At 64.8% G+C, this 18168-nt stretch carries 17 protein-coding genes; 8 read left to right on the top strand and 9 right to left on the bottom strand.

All coding sequences use genetic code 11. The features are described from left to right. The first annotated feature begins 88 nt into the window (after positions 1–88). The 5 genes from ACFQX9_RS31020 (at position 89) to ACFQX9_RS31000 (ending at position 4467) form a co-directional block, all read left to right on the top strand. On the top strand, positions 89–388 hold the full coding sequence (locus ACFQX9_RS31020) for a putative quinol monooxygenase (protein ID WP_007599815.1): 300 nt from the start codon (positions 89–91) through the stop codon (positions 386–388). 14 nt (positions 389–402) lie between these two features. After that, positions 403–1020, top strand: a complete 618-nt coding sequence (locus tag ACFQX9_RS31015; RefSeq protein ID WP_377791445.1) for an urease accessory protein UreE — start codon at positions 403–405, stop codon at positions 1018–1020. Next, positions 1001–1729: an urease accessory protein UreF gene (locus ACFQX9_RS31010; protein WP_377791600.1), complete on the top strand. Its 729-nt coding sequence runs from the start codon at positions 1001–1003 to the stop codon at positions 1727–1729. The genes ACFQX9_RS31015 and ACFQX9_RS31010 overlap by 20 nt, the downstream gene beginning before the upstream one ends. A 158-nt stretch (positions 1730–1887) precedes the next feature. Beyond that, complete coding sequence (gene ureG / locus ACFQX9_RS31005; protein ID WP_377791444.1) at positions 1888–2511, top strand: urease accessory protein UreG; 624 nt, start codon at positions 1888–1890, stop codon at positions 2509–2511. A 297-nt stretch (positions 2512–2808) separates the two neighbouring features. Continuing rightward, a complete protein-coding gene (locus tag ACFQX9_RS31000; RefSeq protein ID WP_377791443.1) occupies positions 2809–4467 on the top strand; it encodes an HWE histidine kinase domain-containing protein in 1659 nt (552 codons plus the stop codon). Positions 4468–4474: 7 nt separating this feature from the next. Here the strand turns inward: ACFQX9_RS31000 and ACFQX9_RS30995 are convergent, their stop codons facing one another. The 5 genes from ACFQX9_RS30995 to ACFQX9_RS30975 all read right to left on the bottom strand — a co-directional run bounded on the left by ACFQX9_RS30995 (position 4475) and on the right by ACFQX9_RS30975 (position 8585). Next, positions 4475–5104 (bottom strand): TetR/AcrR family transcriptional regulator, encoded by a 630-nt coding sequence (locus ACFQX9_RS30995; RefSeq protein ID WP_377791442.1) that lies wholly within the window; start codon positions 5102–5104, stop codon positions 4475–4477. A gap of 67 nt (positions 5105–5171) precedes the next feature. Continuing rightward, positions 5172–6314 (bottom strand): OpgC domain-containing protein, encoded by a 1143-nt coding sequence (locus ACFQX9_RS30990; RefSeq protein ID WP_377791441.1) that lies wholly within the window; start codon positions 6312–6314, stop codon positions 5172–5174. A gap of 176 nt (positions 6315–6490) precedes the next feature. Next, on the bottom strand, positions 6491–6946 hold the full coding sequence (locus ACFQX9_RS30985) for a hypothetical protein (RefSeq protein WP_377791440.1): 456 nt from the start codon (positions 6944–6946) through the stop codon (positions 6491–6493). Positions 6947–7022: 76 nt separating this feature from the next. Continuing rightward, positions 7023–7394 carry a YqjD family protein gene (locus ACFQX9_RS30980; protein ID WP_026232783.1) on the bottom strand — a complete coding sequence of 124 codons (372 nt, stop codon included), beginning with the start codon at positions 7392–7394 and terminating at the stop codon, positions 7023–7025. Between the two features lie 78 nt (positions 7395–7472). Further along, a complete protein-coding gene (locus ACFQX9_RS30975; RefSeq protein WP_377791439.1) occupies positions 7473–8585 on the bottom strand; it encodes an AI-2E family transporter in 1113 nt (370 codons plus the stop codon). A gap of 211 nt (positions 8586–8796) precedes the next feature. Between ACFQX9_RS30975 and ACFQX9_RS30970 the strand changes: the two genes are divergently transcribed. Both ACFQX9_RS30970 and ACFQX9_RS30965 read left to right on the top strand, forming a co-directional pair. Then, on the top strand, positions 8797–9615 hold the full coding sequence (locus ACFQX9_RS30970) for a L,D-transpeptidase (protein ID WP_377791438.1): 819 nt from the start codon (positions 8797–8799) through the stop codon (positions 9613–9615). A 17-nt stretch (positions 9616–9632) separates the two neighbouring features. Beyond that, positions 9633–10286 carry a DUF2865 domain-containing protein gene (locus ACFQX9_RS30965; protein ID WP_204513290.1) on the top strand — a complete coding sequence of 218 codons (654 nt, stop codon included), beginning with the start codon at positions 9633–9635 and terminating at the stop codon, positions 10284–10286. 48 nt (positions 10287–10334) lie between these two features. Here ACFQX9_RS30965 and ACFQX9_RS30960 read toward each other — a convergent pair whose 3' ends face one another. Then, positions 10335–12428: a methyl-accepting chemotaxis protein gene (locus ACFQX9_RS30960; RefSeq protein ID WP_377791437.1), complete on the bottom strand. Its 2094-nt coding sequence runs from the start codon at positions 12426–12428 to the stop codon at positions 10335–10337. A gap of 272 nt (positions 12429–12700) precedes the next feature. Here ACFQX9_RS30960 and ACFQX9_RS30955 point away from each other — a divergent pair, with 272 nt between their 5' ends. Beyond that, a complete protein-coding gene (locus ACFQX9_RS30955) occupies positions 12701–12856 on the top strand; it encodes a Thivi_2564 family membrane protein (protein ID WP_007599832.1) in 156 nt (51 codons plus the stop codon). Between the two features lie 97 nt (positions 12857–12953). Here ACFQX9_RS30955 and ACFQX9_RS30950 read toward each other — a convergent pair whose 3' ends face one another. The 3 genes from ACFQX9_RS30950 to cysD form a co-directional block, all read right to left on the bottom strand. Beyond that, complete coding sequence (locus ACFQX9_RS30950) at positions 12954–15119, bottom strand: malate synthase G (RefSeq protein WP_377791436.1); 2166 nt, start codon at positions 15117–15119, stop codon at positions 12954–12956. A gap of 291 nt (positions 15120–15410) precedes the next feature. Next, complete coding sequence (cysC, locus tag ACFQX9_RS30945) at positions 15411–17327, bottom strand: adenylyl-sulfate kinase (protein ID WP_085351745.1); 1917 nt, start codon at positions 17325–17327, stop codon at positions 15411–15413. 19 nt (positions 17328–17346) lie between these two features. After that, on the bottom strand, positions 17347–18141 hold the full coding sequence (gene cysD, locus ACFQX9_RS30940) for a sulfate adenylyltransferase subunit CysD (protein ID WP_026232781.1): 795 nt from the start codon (positions 18139–18141) through the stop codon (positions 17347–17349). Positions 18142–18168: the final 27 nt, after the last annotated feature.

Genomic DNA, 18168 nt, shown 5'->3' with positions numbered 1-18168 from the left:
GGCTTTTCCGGGTTTTGCGTTCGATCCCGCCTGGTCTAAGGTCCCGCCCGGTATCTGAAGCCCAGAAGAAAAGCCGGGAGGATTTCTCGTGATCTACGTCGTCGCCACCTTGACCATCAAGCCTGAAACGCGCGCCGAATTCATTGCAGCCGCCACCGCCTGCATCAAGGAGACGCGGAAAGAGCCCGGTAATATCGCCTATGATCTGCATGAGAGCGTCACCGATCCCGCCAAGATGGTGTTCGTCGAGCAGTGGGAGAATGCCGAGGCGCTGGTGCCGCATCGCGCCATGGAGCACATGAAGACGTTCGGCCGCGTCGCGGTGAAGTGTTTTACGGCGCCGCCGAAGATCGAAGTGATCACGCCCGAGAAGGTCGAGACACGGTAACGGGGTAAACGCGCATGATCCGGGCGACGCAGGTCAGGGGACAACACCGCTTCGCGGAAGCGCCGGCGGATACGGTCGTGCTCGATTTCGACGATCGACACCGCCGCCGCATGGCAATGACGGGGACGCGGGGGCTCGAGTTCCTGCTCGACCTGGAGAATGCCGTCGCACTGCGCGGCGGCGATGCGCTGGTGTTGGAGGACGGCCGGCTGGTCGAGGTGGTCGCCGCGCCCGAACCGCTGCTCGAGATTCGCGGCCACGATCCGCACCACCTTATTCGTGTCGGCTGGCATCTCGGCAACCGCCATCTGCCAACGCAGATCATGGCCAAGGGCCTGCGCATCCGCCGCGACCACGTCATCGAAGCCATGGTGAAGGGCCTCGGCGCGCGCGTGATCGAGATCGAGGCGCCGTTCGATCCCGAAGGCGGCGCCTATGCGGATGCCGGACATGCGCATGGACACGACGACCCCGCGCATCACCATCATGGCCACGATGATCATCACGGTCATGATCACCATCATGATCATGCCGCACATGGCGACGGTCACGATCACCATCACCACCACGACGAGCATTGCGATCACCCCGACCATCACCACGGCCACAAGCATGCTCATGACCACAAATGAGCCGGTCGCGGCCCGCGACCTCGCGGAGCGCGAGGCGGCGGCGCTGTACCGGTTGATGACCTGGCTGTCGCCGGCGTTTCCCGTCGGGGGCTTTTCCTACTCCAGCGGCATCGAATGGGCGGTCGAAGCCGGTGACATCAACGACACCGCGTCGGTGGCGGACTGGCTCGATGCGATGCTTCGCGATGGCTCGGGCTTCTGCGATGCGACGTTTCTGGTCCACGCCTATCGCGCTACTGAAGCGGGCGAGGGCGACACCTTAAGCGATATCGCCGAGCTCGCCGCGGCCTTCGTGCCGTCGCGCGAGCGGCAGCTGGAGACGACCTCGCAGGGCCGTGCCTTCATCGACATCGCTCGCGCCGCGTGGGATGCCGACGGGCTGGATGCGATGGTTACGGCATGCCGCACGCCATTGGTGTATCCCGTTGCCGTTGGCGTGGTCGCTGCGATGCACGGCGTGCCGCTGGCGCCGACGCTGCACGCCTTCCTGCATGCGCTGGTCTCGAACTGGATTTCCGCGGCCAGCCGGCTCATTCCGCTCGGCCAGACCGACAGCCAGCGCGTGCTGGTGAGGCTGGAAGCCGCGGTTGCCGCGACGGCGAATCGTGCGCTGAATGCGACATTGGACGATGTCGGCGGCGCGACGTTCCGCGCCGACCTCGCCAGCCTGCGGCACGAGACGCAATATACGCGGCTGTTCAGATCTTGAGCGGGTTCGTCGCTTTCACTGTCGTCCTGGCGAAAGCCAGGACCCATAACCACGAGTGCGCGTGGCTATGCACAGATGTGGCTGCAGCGTGCCGTGACAATCGGATTCAGTGGTAACGGGTCCTGGCTTTCGCCAGGACGACGATAGGAAAAAAAGCAATGGCTACATCTCACGGCCCCTTGCGTGTCGGCATCGGCGGTCCGGTCGGATCGGGCAAGACCGCGCTGATGGACCTGCTCTGCAAGACCATGCGCGAGCGCTACGACATCGCCGCGATCACCAACGACATCTACACCAAATGGGATGCGGAATTCCTGGTACGCTCGGGCTCGCTGACGCCGGATCGCATTGCCGGGGTCGAGACCGGCGGCTGCCCGCACACCGCGATCCGCGAGGACGCCTCGATGAATCTCGCCGCGGTGGCGGATATGCGCGCCAAGTTTCCCGGGCTCGATCTCGTGCTGATCGAATCCGGCGGTGATAACCTCGCTGCCACTTTTTCCCCGGAGCTCGCCGATCTCACCATTTACGTCATCGACGTGGCGGCCGGCGACAAGATCCCGTCCAAGGGCGGCCCCGGCATCACCCGGTCCGACCTCCTTGTCATCAACAAGATCGACTTGGCGCCCCATGTCGGCGCCTCCCTGGAAAAGATGGAGACCGACGCCAGGCGGATGCGCGGCGAGCGGCCGTTCGTCATGACCAACCTGAAGATGAGCCAGGGGCTGGACCGCATCATCGGCTTCATTGAGGCCAAAGGCGGCTTGAAACGGGCCGGCTGACCGGCGCGACGACCTAACGCAGGCGTTTGTCCCCGTTAACACCGTGGGCAGAGCCGTGTCCGCGGAACAAATTTCGGTCACGGCAATTGATTACCTCCGGTGCCCGGAGCAAATCCAACTCGGCCGGACCATCGGCGGGCCGATTTAAGCTTCTCAGGCGACCAAGTTGCGTACCGATGCCTCCTCCTTCATTATCTCGGCGATTGGGGTTCACCCTGTTTCGGCACGTGCCCGTTCGAGCGGCGTCCATATGCTCCGTATTTATTGCCGACCTCCTGCTTTCGCCTGAGTAGTCGCGTGGTCCGGCTGGGTTTCATCATCGGCTTCATTGCTCTTCTCGGAGCCTTGCTCTCCGGGCTTGCGGCTTATCGCGTCCACGACCAGGAGTTGGCGCTGGACCGGATCGCGCTGGCGCGCGCGATCGATGTCCATGCGAGCCTGGTCCAGGACCGGCTCACCGAGCGCGAACTGCTCGCGCGGGTTGCCTCCGGCCTGTTCCGGGCGCCGTCGGTGCTCAAGCCCAACATGCTCGAGCCGCTGCGCTCGGCCATCTACGCCTTCAAGACCGATTTCGTGGTGGCGGGCTGGGTCGCCCGCCTGAAGCCGAACGAGCTTGCCGCAGCACAAGCCGCGATCGCGAGCGCCGGCTTCCCCAATCCGCGAATCCGCAGCTATGACGACAAGCCGATCGATCCGGCAGGTGTCACCCAGCCGATCGATGTGCTGATGGATCTCGAGCCGCGCAGCAACGAGACCAAGGGGCTGCCCGGCCGCAGCTACGACCAGGATCAGGTGCGCGGCGCCATGCTGGCGCGCGCCAGAGTGGAGAAGAGGTCGGTTGCCTCAGAACCGGTTGCCCTCCTGCGTGGCGACGGGTCGATCGGCATCATTGTGGCGGCTCCCGTCATCCCCGAGGGCGCGACGGAGCCGGCGGGCTTCATCACGTTTTCCTATGAGCTCTCTTCCCTGATGCTGACCAACGACGACATGTCGTTGTTCGCGGTTGCGCTGAAGGATCCGCGCCGGCAGGGTGGCGAGTTGGTCGCCAACGATCAAGGCGTGGTCTCGGCCCGCCCGACGGCGGCCGATGGGCCGGCGCCGTCGGCGACGCGCACGGTGAGCTTCGGTGGTCGCGACTGGCAGCTCGGCTATTACGCCAAGACCAATTCGGCGCGCCGCGCCGAGCAGACTGCGATCATCGTGGCGGCGATCGGCCTTGCGATCACCGCGATGGTGTGCGGCCTGTTCGGCTATGTCGCCTACAACAATTTGCGGCTCAGCCGGGAAATCCAGGTCAGAATCGGCTTCGAGCGCCGGCTGACGGCTGTCATCGACGAGCTCAACCATCGGGTCAAAAACATCCTGGCGGTGATCCAGTCGATCGTGACCCGCACGCTGCGCCATGGCTCCGACATCGATGTCGCGCGCGAGCTCCTGATCGGCCGCATCCACGCCATGTCCAACGTCGTCTCGCTGCTCAGCGAGAGCCAGTGGCAGGGTGTCAAGCTGAAGGGCCTGTTCGAGGCGCGCGCCATCCCGCATGCCGACCGCATCGCCGTCACCGGTCCTGATATCGCAGTCAGCGCGCGCGCGGCGCAGAGTCTGTCGCTGCTGTTCTTCGAGCTCGCCTCGCACTCCGACGAGGGCCTGTCGCTTGTCGGCAAGCATCCGCACATCACTGCCAATTGGACGGTGACGAACGAGGGGTCCGGCGAGGTCTTCTATTTCCGCTGGGAGGAGTTCAACACCAGCGAAGCGACGCGCCGCCCCGATTCCGACTTCGGCCTGATCCTGCTCGACCGCGTCGCGCCCGAGGCGCTCGGCGGCACCGCCAAGCGCTATTTCACCGACGTCTCCTATGTCTACGAGCTGACCGCGCCGATGGAGACGGTCGAGGACATGACCGAGCGCGACCGCACCGACAAGCTGTCAGCACCGATCCGGCCTGCGCGGTAATTCGAGGCTAGCTCTTCGGCCGCAGCACGAGGTCAACCAGGGTCCGCGCGTAGGCCGGCGTGATCGGCGCGATGCCGAAGACGTAGCGGTAGAACAGGCTGCCATAGATCGCGTCGTAGAGATCCTGGGGCGGTGCTTCCGCCAGAATGCTGCCGTCGTTCTGGCCCGCGGCGATCATCTCGATCAGCGCGTCGCGGCGGAATTGCAGGTAGCGGGCGTAGAACAGCTCCGCCGAGCCGGTCTTGGAGATGCATTCGGAGATGACGGCGAGCTGGACCTTGCCGAACTCGCCCTGGAGGGCTTCGGCATAGGCGGCGGCATGGCGGCGTGCGCGCGCGGCGGGGCTGCCCGAGCTTGCATGCGGCAGCGGCAGCATCTGCGCGGCATGGTGAAGAAAGGCGTCGATCAGCAAGGCTTCGCGCGACGGCCACCATTTGTAGATCGTCATCTTGGAGACGCTGGAGTGGCGCGCGATCGCGTCAATGGTGGTGGCGGCAAGGCCGGTAGTGGCCATCAGCGCATAGGCGCTTTGGAGAATGGCGTTGGTGGTCTCGATCGACCTTGGCCGGCCGCGCCGGGGCGCGCCGTCGGCTCCCTCACCCCCGCCATTCGCCATCACCACGCCCGGCCTCCCCATGCAATCCGCTGCCGCTCCGCATAGCCCAGCCTTAATGGCCGGCCTAGGGGAATCGGAAGGTGCCGGGTTAGGCCTGTTGCCGCAAGGCCGCGGGCAGGTCCTGCCGCTTCGACCAGGCGATGTAATATGCGACCGCGGCCATCGCCGCGAAGCCGGCCAGGCTCACGGCAATCTGCATCACCACCAAATTGGCGCCGGTGATCAGGATGAGATGGCCGGCAAACGACAGGAACACGCCGACGCAGAACACCGCGAGCCATTCCTCGCCGCATCTGATCACCGCCTGAAGCGGCTTCAGTCGCAGGCCGGGATGATCGGCCGGGACGAGATATGTCGCGAGGAAAGCGAGCGCGAGGAAGTGGACCACGCGATAGGGGGCGAGGTCTTCCTTGTCGGTCGGCGTGATGGTGTTGAGCACGATATCCGGCAAATAGGCCGCTAGCGTCGGCGAGTGTCGCATCAGCGTGATTGCCATCGCGAATACGAGATAGGCGCCTGCGAGCACGCGCAGCCAGGACAGGCCATGCAGCGCGCGGCCCGACGTGCCGGTCACGGCAAACCAGCCGCCCAGCACCATCAGCATCTGCCAGCAGAACGGGTTGAAGGTCCACTCCTGGTCCGGATAAACCCGGAAATTCCAGCCGAACCAGCGCGCCGCAACGTACAGCGCGACCGACGCCGCCAGCGTCAGGTTCGGACGCCGCAACAGCCCCCACAGCGCGAGTGGAAGGAGGGCCATCAGCGGGATCATCAGCTGAAGAAGATCGAGGTTCAGCGGCTCTTCCTGAAGCACCAGTCCGCGTATCAGGATCCGCAGCGGATGCTCGATGATGCCCGAGATGTTGTATTCGTTGATGATCTCGGGCGCCATCGATTGCGAGGCGACATAGGCGATGGCGTCGATGTAGATCACGAACAGGACGACATAGGCGGCGTAGAGCCGCCACATGCGCTGGAAGATGCGCGTCGCCGCGACGACGTAGCCGCGCTCCAGGGCGATCTTGCCGTGAATGATGGCCATGCCATAGCCGGCCACGAACACGAACAAGTCTGCGGCGCCGCTGAAGCCGAAATTGCGCAGCGTCAGCAAATTGACGACGTTGTTCGGGATGTGGTCGACGAAAACCGACCAGTTGGCGATACCGAGCGTCAAATAGAGCCGGGGGTCGTGTTGAAATGCGGCGAGGTTCGCCTGGACGGACGGTTTCATCGAAAAAATGGCTTTTGGAATCAGGGGCGCTGCTTTTAGCGGCAACCGCCTGCCTATCCGAGTAGCGTTTGCGTGATGGCGCAGGCAAACGGCGCGAAATTGGCGCGGGGCCGCCGGTGCCGATTGGATAGGCGCGTTCGCGGGACCCGTGACGAAATTTTCTAACCCGGTAGCTGCTACTCGGCAGGCTCAGCCGAGGCCTCGTCGGGTACGCCGGCGCGGCTCACCATGAGTCCGAGGGCGACGCCGCCGATCGCCAGGATCGGCAACAGCCGCTTGATCCCGATGGCGCGAACGATCTGGAGACCGGTGGCGAGCAGCATGGGGTCCACGAGCATGCTCGAGGCCGCCGATTTCGTGGCGCGCTCGGCCGCGATATGAGCTTGCTTGCGCAGCTGCCGTTTGTAGACCCAATAGCTCACCGCCGCGGTGAGGGTCAGCAGAAAGAAAATGCCCGCACCGGCGAGGCAGGCCTGCACCGGACCATATTTGTTGAGCACCGAAATGAATGCCGCCGCGCACAGGAAGCACGTGGTGATGAAGAGTGCGAACGCCGCGCCTGCTGCCAGCGAGGTCAGCCGCACAGTGGTGCCGGTGGATGCGCTGATCCCGTCGATGATGCGCTGAAACATGGTCTTGCTCCTCAGATCCCCACAAGCCGGCACCGGCGGCGCCGCTGCGCCACCGTCTCGATACCCGTTCGCGATCTCAGCGACGCCAGACCGCGCCGATCAGGAAGCCGATGCCGAGCGCAAGCCCGACGGTCGCGAGCGGCCGCTGCGTGATCGCGTCCTCCAGCGTCTCCTCGATCGAGCCGTAGGCCTCCTGTGCCGCGCCCATCATCGCGCTGCCGCGTTCCGACATGTCGTCGATCGCGGAATCCACGTTTTCGCGCGCTTGGCTATAGCCGCGGCGGGCTTGCTTGCTGGAGGAGTTGGCAAAAGTATTGAGCGCGTCGGTGATCTGATCAGTGAGGGCGGCGATATCGCTTTTCACGGCTGCTACATCCTTCTCGAGGCGTTCTCTGGTGGCTTTGTCGGTCCAGTCTCTCATCCCGGCTTCGGCATTGGTGGTGGACATCAGGGGCTCCGGGCTGTTGACGGTTGAGACAGCCGGGAAACGTTTCGTCGTGGTGTAAGTTCCGTTCACGGAAACCGGTCAGTCCTGCGGGAGCTGCGGCGAATCCTCAGGCAACAGATGCTCCTTCAGGATCAGGGCGACGATCAGCAGCGGCGACGACAGGAACGCGCCCATCGGGCCCCACAGCCAGGTCCAGAACGCCAGCGCCAGCAGCACCGCGAGCGCATTGAGCGCCAGCCGCCGGCCGATGATGGTCGGCGTGACGAAATGTCCCTCCAGGAAGGTGATGCCGCCAAAGGCGAGCGCCGCCATCAGGCCGCCGCTGACGGTCGGGAAGGTGACCAGCCCCACCACGACCAGAATGGCGAACATGGCCACCGGTCCGATGATCGGAATGAAATTGAGGGTGGCCGCCAGCGCGCCGAGGCCAGCCGGATTGGGCATTCCGGTGAGGGCGCAGACGATTCCGGCGGCGACGCCGACGCCGACGTTGATCAGGGTCACAGTCAAAAGGTAGTTGCCGAGATGGACCTCGATCTCGTTGAGGATGCGAAGCGTGCGCAGCCGTGCGTCATGATCGCTGAAGGTCATGATCATTGCCCGTCGCAGGTCGCGCCAGCTGGCGATGAACAGGATCAGGGTGACGAAGAACAGCAGGAATTCGGTAAAGGTCGGTGACAGGAATTCAATCGTCGGCTGCACCCACTCGAATTTCGGCATCTGGAAGCTTGGCAATCCCTCCGAGCCGCCGAGCATTGTCTGCAGCTCTCGCCACAGCGCCAGCGGCCGGTCGAACACGTGGACCTTGTCTTTCAACTGCGCGCCGAGTTCGGGCAGGCGCGAGGTCCATTCCATCGCCGGCGAGGCGATCAGCGCGACGATGAAGCCGACCACGGCGGTCACCGCGAACACGATCAAGACGGCGGCAAGCCCGCGCGGCACTTTCCGGTACTCCAGAAAGGTCGCTGCCGGCGAGAGCATCGTGCCGGTGACGAACGCCATCACGACAGGCAGAAAGAACGCCTTTCCGATATAGAGCACCGCGACGATCGCGATGAGGAGGAGTCCGGCGAGCGAGAAGGCGACGAGTTCGGTGCGGCGGATCACCGGCGGGAGTTCGCCGTGGCTCTCGGGAAGCGGAGTGCCTTCGCCATTGCCGGGAGTCATACGTTCACTGGGAAGGACGCGCACAATACCTCTCCGGCACGGAGACTTCGGCCCTCGCGCCCATGACCAGGAGGAGAACGTCCTCGCGCCCTGCGGGTTCCATCGCGGCTTCGTGAAGAAGCGCTCGCTTGACTGTGACGTCGCTGCTGCATCCCGCCGCGGAACTTGTAGCGGTTGGACCGCGTTGAACAAACCAGCGCATCACCCTGATGCAGGCATCCACACGGGGCAGCACATGACGAAGTTCTCTGCAGTCCGACGCCGCCTATCGCCGCGCCGCATCACCGCTTTTGCCTTCGCAACCGCTTTGCTGGCAGTGCCGTTCGGCGCCGCAAGCGCACAGACGCTGGGCTACACCTATCCGCAAGATCAGGCTTACCCGCAGGACCAGGGCTATTCGCAGGGTTATGCGAGCCCAAGCTATGCGAACCAGGGCTATGCCAACCAAGGCTATGCAAGCCAGAACGCGCAGGCGCCCGACGAGGATGCCGCGCTGCCAGATCGCCTGCGCAGGCAGATCGTCAGCTTCGACCGCAGCGAGCCAGCCGGTACCATCGTCATCGATACCAACAATACTTATCTTTACTACGTGCTCGGCCAGGGCCGCGCGATCCGTTATGGCGTCGGCGTCGGGCGCGAGGGCTTCACCTGGTCGGGCGTGCAGAGCGTCAGCCGCAAGGCGGAATGGCCGGACTGGCATCCGCCGGCTGAGATGATCGCGCGCCAACCCTATCTGCCCCGCTTCGTCGCTGGCGGCCCCGGCAATCCGCTCGGCGCGCGTGCGATGTATCTGGGTTCGAGCGAATACCGCATCCATGGCACCAACGATCCCACCACGATCGGCAAGTTCGTCTCGTCCGGCTGCATCCGCATGACCAATGAGGACGTCACCGACCTGTTTGGCCGCGTCAATGTCGGCGCCAAGGTGGTCGTGCTGCCGAAGAACGCGCCGCTGATGGCGAAAGGCAGTGATTCCGTGCGCAAGCGCCCAGCCGTGACCGCGCTGCCCTCAGGCCGGCAGGCGCTGAACATTTCGAATTCGGCCGTGAACTAAGGGTCGAGTGAGGTCACATGAAGAGACGTTCGATCGGCAAACTCGCCGGGGGCGCGGCGGCGTTCGTCGCCATTGCCTCCTTCGGCCTCGCGCTGACGCCATCCGCCCATGCGGAGGACTTTTTCTCGGCGCTGTTCGGCGGCTTCCGCGGACGGCCGGCGCCCGAGATTCGCATGCCTTTCCAGACCGATGACACGCCGCGCTACGACCCGCCGCGCCAGCGGGCCTCCTACGGTGGCGGCACGGCCTATTGCGTGCGCGGCTGCGACGGACGTTATTTCCCGGCGCAGGGAAACGATTCCGAGAGCAAGGCGCAATCCTGCAAGAGCTTCTGCCCGGCCTCGGAGACCTCGCTGGTCTATGGCGGCAACATCGACGACGCGACGACGGATAAGGGGAAATCCTATTCCGACCTGCCTAACGCGTTCCGCTATCGCAATGAGATTGTCGCAGGCTGTACCTGCAACGGCAAGGATCCGGTCGGGCTCGCTCAGGTCAAGGTCGACGACGATCCCACCTTGCGCAAGGGCGACATCGTCGCGGGCGCGGACGGCCTGGTGGTCGCCAGCCGCAATGCCAACGACCGCCGCGGCGTCGCGATGAATTTCTCGCCGCTGCCCGAGTCGGTTCGCGCAAGATTCCGCCAGGTGCCGGTGGTGGCGAAGGAATAGGCCTCAACGTCGTCCTGGCATTCGCCAGGACGACACCAAGAGTGTGGGCTATACCGCCCGGATCTTGCCGAGGAAGTCGCTGACGTCATGGCCGAGCTGGCGGCTCTGGCTCTCCAGCATCTCGGAGGCGTGTTTCACGTTGTCGGCGGCAGCGGCAGCAGCGTCTGCATCGGATTTGACGCCGGTGATGTTGTCCGAGACGTTCTTGGTGCCCTGCGCCGCAAACTGGGTGCTGCGGGTGATCTCTTGGGTGGCCGCTCCCTGCTCCTGCACGGCGGCGGCGATTGCGGTCGCGACCTCGTTCACTTCGCCGATGATGCCGCCGATGGTCTGGATGGCGCTGATGGCGTCGGCCGCGACCTTCTGGATGTCGGCGATCTGCTCGGAGATCTCCTCGGTCGCCTTCGCCGTCTGGCTCGCCAGCGACTTCACCTCGGAGGCGACCACGGCAAAGCCGCGACCGGCCTCGCCGGCGCGGGCCGCCTCGATCGTGGCGTTAAGCGCGAGCAAATTGGTCTGCTGCGCAATGGTGTTGATCAGGCCGACGACCTCGCCGATGCGGCCGGCCGACTTTTGAAGTCCCTGCACCGTGCCGTCGGTCTCGCGCGCCTGGGTCACGGCGCGGCTGGCGATGCCCGCGGCATGCGCGGCCTGCTGACTGATGTCGTTGATCGAGGCGCTCAGCTCTTCGGCGGCGGCGGCGACGCTGTCGACGCTCATGGAGGCGTCATTGGAGGCCTTGCCGGCGATCTGCACGCGGTCGTTGGTCTGCCGCGACACCGCGGAGAGATCGCCCGAGGTCTTGCGCATCTCGCCAGAGGCTTCGCTCAATTCGCCGAGCGTTTTGCGCACCGCGCCCTCGAACTCGCCGACATAGGTCTCGACCGCGCGCTGGCGCGCGGAGGCGCCCGCATTGCGTTCGCGCTCCTGCGCCTCGATCGTGAGCTTGTCGTTGGCCTGCTGCTTGAAGGTCTCCAGCGCGCCGGCAAGCGCGCCGATCTCGTCGTTGCGGTCGAGATAGCCGCTATCGACGGCAAGGTCGCCGCCGGCGACCTTCAGCATGGCGTCCCGGATGGTGTTGAGCGGAGTGATGACGCGGCGGCTGACCAGCATGATCGCGCCGACGGCAAGCCCCACGGCGAGCGCCAGCAGCGTAAGCTGCACGATCAGTGCGCGCTGTGCGGCGCCGCGCTGCTCCTGCGTGTGGATCTTGGCAGCATCGAGCGCACCTTCTGCCACTGTGACGGCGCTCGCCATACGGGCGACCGTGAGCGGGCTCCATTGGTTCGCCGTCATCTCGGGCTTCTCACCCTTGACCAGCGCGTCCGTGAGACGGTCGCGCAAGGCCAGATATTGCGGCTCGAAATACGAGGTCTTGGCGGAGGCCATCGCGGAGGCGAGCCCCGACGGCAACTGCATGCCGGACGTCGACAGCTCCAGCGCCTTCCACATCGCGCTCGTGCCGCCGACATGTTGGGTATAGGCGTAGCGGCCCTCCGTCGTGATCTTGCCGGCGGCCAGCCCGGTCGAGACGATCAGCGATGCTTCGCCTGCGGTGTTGCGGAGCAGCCAGGCGTTCTGCTTGATCGACAGCAGCTGGTCGATCGCGGCGTCCAGGTGATTGACCGTGGCGGCCAACGTGTTCGAGAGCTTGTCGAGCGTGTCGAGCAGGCCCTGCGTTGTCTCCATATATTCCTTGGGCAGACCGGCGCGGCGTTGGTCCTTCGGCTTGGCTACATCCTCCCAGAACTGCTTCTGCTCCTCGATCAGCAGCTTGTAGAGGCGCGCAAGCTCCGGTACCAGCGTGCCTGATTGCGGAAAGTCCATGGCCGGCAGCAGCTCGATCGCGCGCGCCATGGCGGGCATTTGGGCATCGCGCAGCGCGCGCAGATATTTCTCGATCTCGCCGTCCATCGGCTCGGTCGCATTCAGGAGGCGGACCGTGGTCGAGCGGTCGGTGCGCAGATTGTGCATCGCCTTGAACAGATCGGCGGACGTGTCGGCGATCTGCGAGATGCGGTTGGCGGTCTTCAGGCGATCCCAGGACTCGTAGGCGGTGAGCGAGAGCGCGATCGCCACGCAGATCGACGTGATCGCGATCACCGCCTTCAGCAGCGCGGATACGGTCAGACGATTCAGCATCGAAGTCCCCAATTCCCAATACAAAGTTCGTAAAGGCGCCCCGGCAACAGCAGAAAAAGGGGCCCGTCAGACAAGGCAATCGCATGCCGTTTGCGGCTCAGGGCCCAAACGGTTTCCGCATCTGAAAGGAAAAGGGTAAAGTTTTCAGCAGGCCGGCTGATCGTAGAAGTACGTATTTACTAGAAGTTGCAAAGGGTTGCGTCGATGGAACCAAGCCACGAGCTGCGCGTTAGGAGACTGTCAGCAATTTTGCCTAAAGGGGGGTCCTAGCGATGCTGGTCGGCGTACTCGTCACCTTTCTCGTCGTCATTCTCGTACTTTACCTCATCAACATGCTGCCGATGGACGGCCGCGCCAAGCAGATCGCGCGCGTCGTCGTCATCATCATCGGCATCGTCTCGCTGCTGAAATATCTGGCAGTGTTTTAGCCGGGCGCTTAGCTAGCGCAACGAAAAAGCCCCGGCGCGAGCCGGGGCTTTTGGTGTTCTAGTCGGGTCGGCAGGCCGCCTTGTCAGCCAGGCGTTGTCAGCCAAGTACTTTGGCCTCGCGGCGGCGGGCGGTGAGGATGTATTCGGTGTAGCCGTTCGGCTGCTCGCGTCCCTTGAAGATGAGGTCGCTGGCCGCCTTGAAGGCTGTGCCGTCGAAGGCGGGCGCCATCGGCTTGTAGATGGGATCGCCCGCATTCTGCTTGTCGACGACCACCGCCATGCGCTTGAGCGATTCCATCACCTGCGCCTCGGTGATCACGCCCTGATGCAGCCAGTTGGCGAGGTGCTGGCTGGAGATGCGCAAGGTGGCACGGTCTTCCATCAGGCCGACGTCGTGGATGTCAGGCACCTTCGAGCAGCCGACGCCCTGGTCGATCCAGCGCACGACATAGCCCAGAATGCCCTGGCAGTTGTTGTCGATCTCCTGCTTGACGTCGTCGGGCGCCCAGTTCGACTTCGACACGGGGATGGTGAGGATGTCTTCGAGCTTTGCCCGTGGGCCGCCCTTGGCGAGCTCCTGCTGGCGCGCGGTGACGTTGACCTGGTGGTAGTGCAGCGCGTGCAGCGTCGCGGCGGTCGGCGAGGGCACCCAGGCGGTGGTAGCACCGGCCTGCGGATGGGCGAGCTTCTGCGCCAGCATGTCCGCCATCTTGTCCGGCGCGGCCCACATGCCCTTGCCGATCTGGGCATGGCCGGGCAGGCCACAGGTCAGGCCCATATCGACGTTCCAGTCCTCATAGGACTTGATCCAGGGCTGCGCCTTCATCTCGTTCTTGCGGATCATCGGACCCGCCTCCATCGAGGTGTGGATCTCGTCGCCGGTGCGGTCGAGGAAGCCGGTGTTGATGAACATGATGCGCTTGGAGGCGCGCTGAATGCAGGCCTTGAGGTTGACGGTGGTGCGCCGCTCCTCGTCCATGATGCCGACCTTGAGCGTGTTCTCGGGCAGCGACAGCATCTTCTCGACGCGGTCGAAGATCTCGCAGGTCAGCGACACCTCGTCGGGGCCGTGCATCTTCGGCTTGACGATATAGGCCGAGCCGGTGCGGCTGTTCTTGACCTTGGAGTTGCCTTTCAGATCATGGACAGCAAGAAGCCCGGAGACGGCGGCGTCGAGCAAGCCTTCCGGAATCTCCTCGCCCTTGTCGTTCAGCACCGCGTCGGTGAACATGTGGTGACCGCAATTGCGCATCAGCAGCAGGCTGCGGCCGTGCAATTTCACTTCGCCTTTGCCGTCAGGCATCTTGTAGCTGCGGTCGGCATTGAGCGAGCGCGTCAGCGTTTTGCCGCCCTTCTCGAAATCGGCCGACAGCGTGCCGTTCATCAGGCCGAGCGTGTTGCGATAGACCAGCACCTTGTCCTCGGCATCGACGGCAGCGACCGAGTCTTCCATGTCGAGAATGGTTGAGACCGCGGACTCCATGACCATGTCCGCGACGCCGGCCGGATCGTCCTTGCCGATCGCGCTGGTGCGGTCGATTTTCACCTCGACATGCAGGCCGTTGTTGGCGAGCAGCACCGCGCTTGGTGCGGCTGCATCGCCCTGGAAGCCTGCGAATTGCGCGGCGTTCTTCAGCGCGGTGGCGTTGCCGCTCTTCAGCTTCACCGCGAGCTGGCCCGCGACCACGCTATAGGCGGTGACGTCGGTGTGACTGCCGGTCGCCAGCGGCACGGCGGCATCGAGGAAGGCTTTCGCTTTTGCGATCACCTTGTCGCCGCGCGCCTTGTTGTAGCCCTTGCCGCTCTCGGATGGATCGTGCGGGATCGCGTCGGTGCCGTAGAAGGCGTCATAGAGCGAGCCCCAGCGCGCATTCGCCGCGTTCAGCGCATAGCGTGCGTTGGTCAGCGGCACGACGAGCTGCGGGCCGCAGATCTTGCCGATCTCCTCGTCCACATTGGCGGTCTCGACCTTCTGCGTCGCCGGCTCCGGGAGGAGATAGCCGATCTCCTTCAGGAAGGCGGTATAGGCGTTGAGGTCGAACGCCTTGCCCTTGTTGGCCCGGTGCCAGTCGTCGATCTTGGCCTGCAACGTGTCGCGCACCGCCAGCAGCGCGCGGTTCTTCGGCCCCAGCTCCTTGATGATGGCGGCGAGCCCGGCCCAGAACGCATCCGGCGCGATCCCCGTTTTCGGGGCCGCTTCCTTGGCGATGAAATCGAACAGGACGGGAGCGATCTTCAGTCCGTGGGCGTCGACGCGTTTCATGATGGGCTTTCTTGTTGGAAATGGCTGTTTTTGGCTGCTTTTGACCCGACAGCAGCAAAATGCGCTCCAAGGAGCGGCTTTCGGGGTCTTATTAGCCCCAAAATCGGGGCCGTGAGAAGGCCCCCAATTGTCAAAATGTCAAGGCGAGGTGGGCGGCCCACGCACGGTGTCATTCCCCGCGAAGGCGGGGAAATCCAGTACGCCGCGGCCTCTCGCCTGAATCACTGCTGTCGGTGGAATGCTGGGTCGCCCGGTCAAGCCGGGCGACGACAGCGGAGCAGCAGCCCGGCTTCAAATATTCGCGGCGAGGTCCACGAGTTCGTCGAACAGCACGCCGGTCGTCTTGAGCATCTGTTCGATCTCGTCCGCCGCCTCGGCGACCGTCCGCGTCGAGGTGTCGATCACGAGCTCGGCGGCCTCGGGCCGCTCGTAGTCGGTGCCGATACCGGTGAACGACGCGAGCGTGCCGGCGCGGGCCTTCTTGTAGTGGCCCTTGGGGTCGCGCTCCTCGCAAATTTCCGCCGGCGTCGCGACGTAGATCTCGCGGAACGACGTGTCGGCGATGCGGCGCGCGGTGGCGCGGTCCTCGCGGGCGGGCGAGACGGCGGCGACAATGGCGATGTGGCCGTTACGGGCGAGATGCGTCGCGACTTCGGCGAGGCGGCGGATGTTCTCGCTGCGATCGGCGGCCGAGAAGCCGAGATCGCTGTTGAGCCCGGCACGCAGCGTGTCGCCGTCGAGCAGGATCGGTGAGCCGCCATTGCTGAACAACCGCCGCTCCAGCGCCTTGGCTAGAGTCGACTTGCCGGAGGCGGGGAGGCCGGTGAGCCAGACCACGGCGCCGTTGTGACGATAGCGCGCGGAGCGTTCGTCGGGCCGCAGCGCGGATTCCACCGGCACGATGTCGACGGGCAGGGCACGCTGCCCGGCATCGACCGACAGCACGAGACCGCCGCCGGCGATGCGCCCGGACACCTCGATCACGAGACGGCCGGTGCGGGGATTTTCCGTGTAGGGATCGGTGGCAATCGGATTCGAAAGGGAAATGTCGATCTCGCCGACATGGTTGCGGCCGATTGCCTTGTTCTCGACGCTCGACAGCTCACCGGGATCGACCGCCTTCTCGATGGCGACGACGGTGGCGCGGCTTTCCTTCGGTCCGCAGCGAACCAGGAGCTGGTCGCCCTTGGCCAGCGGCTTGTCGTGCAGCCAGAAGATCCGCGCGCGCAGCCGTCGTGTCTCGCGCGGGGCGCTGTTCGTATGCGCGATAATGTCGCCGCGCTCGAGGAACAGCTCGCGGTCGAGCGTGATGCCGACCGAGCGGCCCGCACCCTGGCGGCCTGCGACCGGCGTCACCGGCCAGCTCTCGACCGTCTTGATTCTGGCGATCTTGCCGGCGGGCATGATCACGATTTCGTCGCCGGCGATGAGGCTGCCGGATTCGATCCGGCCCGCCACGATGCGGCGGTCGTCGAACTTGTAGATCGCCTGCACCGGCAGCCGCAGCGCCAGCGCCTCCAGCGGCCGCGCCGGTTCGAGCCTGTCAAGCGCCTCGACCACGGTCGGACCCTTGTACCAGCCGATGCGGTCGGTGCGCTCAGCGACGCCGTCGCCGTCGCGGGCGGAAATCGGGATCACGGCCGTGGGCTTCACACCGAGGCCTTGCAGATGCGCCGAGATCTCGTCGCTGATCTCCTTGAAGCGCGCTGCGGAGAAGTCGACGCGGTCCATCTTGTTGACGACGACCGCGACCTGCTTCACGCCGAGCAGATGCAGGAGATAGCCGTGCCGCCTCGTCTGGTCGCGCACGCCTTCGAGCGCGTCGATGATCAGCACCGCGCCGTCGGCCTGCGAGGCGCCGGTGATCATGTTGCGCAGGAATTCGGCGTGGCCGGGCGCGTCGATCAGTACGATGTCGCGCGAATTGGTGCGGAAGCGGATCTGCGTGGTGTCGATGGTGATGCCCTGGTCGCGCTCGGTCTGGAGCGCGTCGAGCAGGAACGACCATTCGAACGGCATGCCGCGCCGCGCGCTGACGGCCTTGAGCATGTCGAGCTTGCCGTCGGGCAGGCTGCCGGTCTCGTGCAGCAGGCGGCCGACCAGCGTCGACTTGCCGTGGTCGACATGGCCGACGATGACGATGCGGACCTGCGGACGCGTGGTGCCGTTCGGGGTCGCGGGCGATGCGGGGGTGACGATCATGTTCATACGACGCTCGCGTCCTTGATCAGAGATAGCCGGCGACGCGCAGGCGCTCGAAAGCGTCCTCGGTCTCGTGGTCGAGCGCGCGGCCGGAACGTTCCGGCACCTTGGTCTGCTCGAGTTCGATCAGGATCTCGTCGATAGTCGACGCGTTTGAGGCGACCGGATTGGTGATGTCCTGATCGCCCAGCGAGCGATAGCGCTTGCCGTTTTGCGACAGATACAGCGGGATGATCGGGATGTTCTCGCGCTTGGTGTAGGCCCAGATGTCGGACTCGGTCCAATGCAGGATCGGATGGATGCGCAAATGCGCGCCCTGCGGCGGCGACGCATTGAAATGATCCCAGAACTCCGGCGGCTGGTCGCGCACGTCCCAATTACCCTCCAAGCCGCGCGGCGAGAACACGCGCTCCTTGGCGCGCGTCGCCTCCTCATCGCGGCGAATGCCGGCGATCAGACCGTCGAAACCGTATTTGGCGAGCGCCATCTTGAGGCCCTCGGTCTTGCGCGCGGCGGAACGGGCGGCGGGCGGCAGCGTTGGGTCGACGGCATCAATCGGCGGGCAGGGCTCGACGCGCAGATCGAGATCCCATTCCTTGCCGTAGTGATCGCGGAAGCGATACATCTCCGGAAACTTCTTGCCGGTGTCGACATGGAGGGCCGGGAACGGCAGACGGCCGAAGAATGCCTTGCGCGCCAGCCAGATCATGACATTGGAGTCCTTGCCGAGCGACCACAGCAGGGCGATCTTCTTGAGGCGGCCGAAGGCTTCGCGGAAGATGTAGATGCTCTGGGCCTCGAGCTGGTCGAGATGGTCCATGCTCGGGGCAAGGTCAGAAGAAAATTC

The organism is Bradyrhizobium sp. GCM10028915, assembly GCF_042666195.1.
Taxonomy (GTDB): Bacteria; Pseudomonadota; Alphaproteobacteria; order Rhizobiales; family Xanthobacteraceae; genus Bradyrhizobium; species Bradyrhizobium canariense_D.
Note: the sequence above shows the minus strand (reverse complement) of the source record. Positions and strands in the feature narration are given on the sequence as shown.

Coding starts and splice junctions, on each gene's coding strand:
- ACFQX9_RS30960 (WP_377791437.1), bottom strand. CDS start 12,428: ATGCTGAATCGTCTGACCGTATCCGCGCTGCTGAAGGCGGTGATCGCG.
- ACFQX9_RS30995 (WP_377791442.1), bottom strand. CDS start 5,104: ATGGGGAGGCCGGGCGTGGTGATGGCGAATGGCGGGGGTGAGGGAGCC.
- cysD (WP_026232781.1), bottom strand. CDS start 18,141: ATGGACCATCTCGACCAGCTCGAGGCCCAGAGCATCTACATCTTCCGC.
- ACFQX9_RS30950 (WP_377791436.1), bottom strand. CDS start 15,119: ATGAAACGCGTCGACGCCCACGGACTGAAGATCGCTCCCGTCCTGTTC.
- ACFQX9_RS30980 (WP_026232783.1), bottom strand. CDS start 7,394: ATGTCCACCACCAATGCCGAAGCCGGGATGAGAGACTGGACCGACAAA.
- ACFQX9_RS30990 (WP_377791441.1), bottom strand. CDS start 6,314: ATGAAACCGTCCGTCCAGGCGAACCTCGCCGCATTTCAACACGACCCC.
- cysC (WP_085351745.1), bottom strand. CDS start 17,327: ATGAACATGATCGTCACCCCCGCATCGCCCGCGACCCCGAACGGCACC.
- ACFQX9_RS30970 (WP_377791438.1), top strand. CDS start 8,797: ATGACGAAGTTCTCTGCAGTCCGACGCCGCCTATCGCCGCGCCGCATC.
- ACFQX9_RS31010 (WP_377791600.1), top strand. CDS start 1,001: ATGCTCATGACCACAAATGAGCCGGTCGCGGCCCGCGACCTCGCGGAG.
- ACFQX9_RS30955 (WP_007599832.1), top strand. CDS start 12,701: ATGCTGGTCGGCGTACTCGTCACCTTTCTCGTCGTCATTCTCGTACTT.
- ACFQX9_RS30985 (WP_377791440.1), bottom strand. CDS start 6,946: ATGTTTCAGCGCATCATCGACGGGATCAGCGCATCCACCGGCACCACT.
- ACFQX9_RS31015 (WP_377791445.1), top strand. CDS start 403: ATGATCCGGGCGACGCAGGTCAGGGGACAACACCGCTTCGCGGAAGCG.
- ureG (WP_377791444.1), top strand. CDS start 1,888: ATGGCTACATCTCACGGCCCCTTGCGTGTCGGCATCGGCGGTCCGGTC.
- ACFQX9_RS30965 (WP_204513290.1), top strand. CDS start 9,633: ATGAAGAGACGTTCGATCGGCAAACTCGCCGGGGGCGCGGCGGCGTTC.